At 45.6% G+C, this 5,694-nt stretch carries 3 protein-coding genes; all 3 read left to right on the plus strand.

What is annotated here, in order from left to right; translation table 11 throughout:
• Window positions 1-306, plus strand: a 306-nt coding sequence (locus tag EOO50_RS17425) for a HAMP domain-containing sensor histidine kinase (protein WP_290841562.1), incomplete at its 5' end; no start/stop codon positions are given.
• On the plus strand, window positions 303-2,480 hold the full coding sequence (locus EOO50_RS17430; protein WP_290841563.1) for an ATP-binding protein: 2,178 nt from the start codon (window positions 303-305) through the stop codon (window positions 2,478-2,480). The genes EOO50_RS17425 and EOO50_RS17430, both read left to right, overlap by 4 nt.
• Window positions 2,477-5,694, plus strand: a 3,218-nt coding sequence (locus tag EOO50_RS17435; protein WP_290841564.1) for a two-component regulator propeller domain-containing protein, incomplete at its 3' end; no start/stop codon positions are given. The genes EOO50_RS17430 and EOO50_RS17435, both read left to right, overlap by 4 nt.

The following is a 5,694-nucleotide window of genomic DNA, read 5'->3' on the forward strand; positions in this document are numbered from 1 at the left end:
ACGCAAGAACGTTCAAAATTTGAAGGTGAAAGTTTTAAGCCGACTGTTGAGGTTTCGACATCATCGGTCGGAAACAACATCGAAATTTCGGTAAAAGACAACGGAAACGGCATCCCATCGGAAATCGTCGACAAAATATTCCAACCTTTTTTCACGACAAAACCAACGGGAGAAGGAACCGGTTTGGGACTTTCACTGGCTTACGATATCGTGAAAGCGCATGGTGGTGAAATCAAAGCCGGAAGCGAACCGGGAACAGGAACGGATTTCATTATTCGATTACCCATAAACCAAACCGACCAATGAGAGCATTTGTACTTCGTTTGTTGTTTTCGATTGTTGCGGCAAAAGCAGTTGCACAGGATGTCGAAACCCTGTCGCAATCAGGAATCGATCCGGATTGGGGCATGCTGAATTTTAGGACCAGTGAATGGCTGTTCAAAAAAGGCAATGACAAAACATGGGCAAAACCTGATTTCGATACGCGAAACTGGCAAAAAATATACCTCGACAGCCTTTATGAATATGCCGACGCCGACGGTAAACTTGAAGGCTGGCTGCGTCTGAAAATAAAAATACACCGAAATCTAAAAGACATGCCGTTGCGGATTTACAGTTGGGCTTGGGGCGCTTCGGATGTATATATTGATGGCAAGCTCATCAAATCTTTCGGGAATACAGGAAGTAATGGAGCGCCTTTCCAGGAATATAATTTTTATACATACGAAACGGCTCCTGTTATGCTTGAGGCCGGCAAAGAATATGTTTTGGCCTGGCATTTTGTCGATTATCGCCAGCCTTTGGGAATCGGTCTCAGGTCGAGTAACATACCGGCCAAATATTGGCTCTTTTTGGGAACGATCGATTATGAAAAGAAGTTTTACCAGGATCGTATCATAAGCAGGACCTTCGATGGCGTACTTATTTCGGTGACCGTCGTGCTATCCCTGATGTTTTGGTTCCTCGCTTTTTTGATTCCCTTAGAGAAAAACCTTAAGTGGATTGCCACGGGTTCGTCTTTGCTCGCGCTTCTGTCCATATCCATAGCCTTTAGCAGGACGGGCGCACTTCCTTATTTCGGCAACTACTTTTTCAGCTATATAAAAGGGATGTGGCACATTCTTATTTTCATCCTGAACCCGATCATACTGGCGAATCTGTTCAATCGGAAAATACACAGGAATATAAAAATCCTGCTTGTCGTTTGCGCCATTGTTGCTTTCGGTTGTGCACTTTTGCCAGTTGATTTATCACAAAATGTAAGAATGTTTGCAGGCATATCGATAGTGCTATCGCTCGTAATGTCTTTACTGATAAGCATCTATTATGTCGTGACTTCCTGGAAAATGCTTCGCGGTGCGCAATGGGCGCCCGTCATTGCATTTGTGGTTTCGATATTGTCGCTTACCGCTTACTTCGTCGGTCTGGCAAGCGCAACCCTTAGCAGTTGGGTAAGCGTTATACCTTTCGTGATGGCTTTCACGCTTTCGCCATCGCTTGGTATGCTAGTTTACGTATCGCTGCGTTTCGTCGAGATTTTGCGTGAAGTGCGCAGCCAGAACGAGATTGTGTTGCAGCTAAGTGAGGAAAAGCGTTTCCAGGCCGAAAATCAGCAAAAAGTCCTCGAGGCCGAAGTTGACAGGCAAACCCACGATTTGAAACAGACGCTGTCCGAACTCAAATCGACCCAATCGCAACTCATACAAGCCGAGAAAATGGCGTCGCTCGGAGAATTGACGGCCGGAATCGCGCATGAAATCCAGAATCCTTTAAATTTCGTCAACAACTTTTCAGATGTATCGAACGAACTAGTCGACGAAATTTTAGTCGAAAGTCAAAAGTCGAAAGTCGAAAGGGATGACGAATTGATCAGCGAGAACCTTCACGACATCAAGCAAAACCTCTCAAAAATAGCCCATCACGGAAAACGCGCCGACGCCATCGTAAAAGGCATGTTGCAGCATTCACGAACGACATCTGGCGAAAAAGAATTGACCAATTTGAATGTTTTGGCCGACGAATATTTGCGATTGGCGTATCACGGTTTACGCGCGAAAGACAAGAGCTTCAACGCCGAATTGATCACGAATTTCGATGCGAACCTTCCAAAAGTAAAAGTCATTCCGCAAGATGTCGGAAGGGTTTTATTGAACTTGATCACGAACGCTTTTTACGCGACGCAAGAACGTTCAAAATTTGAAGGTGAAAGTTTTAAACCGATTGTTGAGGTTTCGACATCATCGGTCGGCAATAACATCGAAATTTCGGTAAAAGATAACGGAAACGGAATTCCCGAAGCTATAAAAGAAAAAATTTTCCAGCCGTTTTTCACGACAAAGCCAACCGGAGAAGGAACGGGATTGGGTTTGAGCCTAGCGTACGATATCGTGAAAGCGCATGGTGGCGAGTTGCAAGTAGAAACCATCGAAGGCGAAAGCACCACATTTATCATTTCCATCGCAAAACAACCGAAACCATGATAAAAAAACTACTGTTCGTCCTGTTGTTTTTCGTTTCCGCGATAAGCGCACAGCATCGGGAACCCTATTTCAAGACGCTAAACGTGGAAAATGGCCTGCCCGAAGAAATGGTACAGACGAAACTCGAAGATAAAAACGGCTATTTATGGATGGGCACGCAAAACGGTCTCGTGCGCTACGACGGCTACACGCTCAAACCCTATTTGATGTTCGACGAAAAAGGCAGGCCGATTCCCGCAAATTCGATAAGGGAATTGCTTCAGGGTAAAGACGGGAAAATCTGGGCGTTCACTTTTGAAAACGGCATCCATTACTACGATCAAAAAAGCGATAGGTTCGTGAAAGTGGCAATCGATAAAAAAACGTCGGGATTGCTCACACGAACGTTTATTTTCGGCATCACCCACGATGAGAAAGACCACGCAATCTTTCTGACGCTTTTTTACTCCAACACGATGACCACGAGTTTAGTACGATTCGATACAGCCGATTATTCGTTAACGAAAGTGACGTCGGTATTTACCGGAAAAACTGCAAATCCCATCAAGAACCAACGTCTTACGGGCAAAGACGCTTCGGGAAAAATCTGGATGGCGTCTGATAATAACCTGAGCTTTTACGAAGCGTCGTCAAAAACATTCCAATCGTATTTCACGTTGCACAAAAAACTGAAAGGCATAAATATCATGTCGGTCGACGCCGATGTCGCGGACAGGGATATACTTTGGCTCATCACCGATTCGATCCATGATTTCAGGAATACACCGCCAGTAGGTCGCCATTTGCTTCGTTTTAACAGCAGGACGAAAGCCTATCAAATCTTTACGGCCAACCCGAAAGATGCGAAAGGGATGGTTTCGAATTGTACAAAAATAATAGTCGATGAAAAGAAACGCCAATGGTTTCTGTGCGGAAGTACAATTGCGAGGTTCGACGCGAAAACAAATACTTTTATCAATTACAAAACCGACTTTAACGGCGAACTCGATGCCGCTGCAGCCGACAAATCAGGGAATATCTGGATCGGAGGGAATTCACCGGGCTTGGGTTACCTGGACATAAAAACAAAAAAAGTGATCTGGCATACCGCAACCGATGCCAAAGGAAGTCTTCCCAATCACACCAATATAAGCGAGCTGTTCCACGACAGATCGGGGACGCTTTGGGTAAACATGCCGTTTTCAGGCATCGCGTACGCCGACGCGCGAAAAACGATATTCTCTCCGCGTAAAATCACACTTGATCCTGAGATTGTAAAAACCGAAAATCAGTCAAAATTCAACATCGTTGGCGGCACGGGCGATACGTTTTACCTAAAGAACGAGAACGGTTTGAACGTTTGGCACGTCAAGGCCGATCGGTTCGACGCTATCGATCTTCGGCAAAAAGACGTTTACAAGAAAATAAGGTGCGCGACTACCGGTACTGACGGGTCAATTTGGATCGGCACTTCCGGATTTGGAATTTTGAGGTACGATCCCAAAACAAAATCGATCGAAAACCTTAAGAATGACACAAACGACGAACGCACGATCAGCAGCAATTATATTGCCGCGTTGACGGTCGGCGAAGATGGAATCCTTTGGATCGCAACGTCCAACAAAGGGTTGTCAAGTTTTGACCCAATTTCCAAAAAAGCCACGCGTTATCCGTACCGAACCGATGCAACGGCAAACCAATCAACCAATGCGCTCGATTCCGACGAACCCCTTGCATTTACCTGGAGCAAAGACGGCTTGTTGTGGATTGGCACCGATGATGGTTGCGCGAATAGTTTCGACACCAAAACCGGGAAATTCAAAAGTTATAAAAACAAGGAAATCGGCTTTTTTTGCGTGCCGAGTATGCTCGAAGACAGCCGCGGACGGTTTTGGGTAGGCACGTACATGTCAGGACTGTTCCTGCTTGACCGAAAAACCGGAAAGACAAAAAACTACACCGAACAAGATGGCCTGCTGCACAATTCCATAATGGGCATTGCCGAGGACAATTCGGGAAGTATTTGGTGTTTGTCGGCACGCGGACTGTCAAAACTTGATCCCGAAACCAATCGATTCACGGTTATTACTGGCGTTACCAAAGATTTGTTGGATCGTGGCGTAGGCCATTTTAGCAAAGACAGCGAAGGAAATCTTATTTATTCGGTCAAAGACGGGATTGTGCGATTTGATCCGATGGACCTCAAACCGAATCCCGTTGCGCCATTCGCCATCATCGAATCGATAAATTATCGCGCCGACGATTCCAAAGAAGCCGCTGATACGACTTTATACGTCAAAAACAACCAAAACATCACTTTAAAATTCGACGAAAACAAAATCACTTTTAACTTCGTCGCCCTGCAATTCGCCAACGCCTCGAATAACCAATACGCCTATCAAATGATCGGCTACGACAAGGATTGGGTCGCGGCCGGAACGCAACGAACTACGACGTACACGAATCTTTCGCCGGGAACGTATACATTCAAAGTAAAAGCGGCCAATGGCGACGGCGTCTGGAACGAAAAAGCGGCAAGCCTTACCCTAACGATATTGCCGCCTTGGTGGAAAACCTGGTGGGCGTATTTGCTTTACCTGTTGGTGTTTGTCATTGGGATTTCAACCTATATTGCAGTGCGGTCGGCGGCGCTCAAACGCGAAAATAGGATTCTCGAAGACAAAGTCGCGTTGCGTACTTCACAACTGGAATCGTCGATCACGAACCTGAAAACTACGCAATCACAACTCATCCAAAGTGAAAAAATGGCGTCGCTCGGAGAATTGACCGCGGGAATCGCACATGAAATCCAAAATCCTTTAAACTTCGTCAATAACTTTTCAGATGTTTCGAATGAATTGGTCGACGAAATTTTTGACGAACGACGAAAGACAAATGACGAACGGAACGAATCGTTGGTCGACGATATCTTGTCGGACATCAAGCAAAATCTCTCTAAAATTTCCCACCACGGCAAACGCGCCGACGCCATCGTAAAAGGCATGCTGCAACATTCCCGAAGTACATCAGGCGAAAAGGAATTGACCGATTTGAATGCTTTGGCCGACGAATACCTTCGGTTGGCTTATCACGGACTTCGCGCGAAAGACAAATCTTTCAACGCCGAATTGATCACGAACTTCGCCGAAAATCTTCCAAAGGTAAAAGTCATTCCTCAAGACATCGGACGCGTTTTATTGAATCTGATCACGAACGCTTTTTACGCGACGCAAGA

Origin of the sequence: Flavobacterium sp. (genome assembly GCF_004211145.1) — a bacterium.
In the GTDB taxonomy this organism is placed as follows: Bacteria; Bacteroidota; Bacteroidia; order Flavobacteriales; family Flavobacteriaceae; genus Flavobacterium.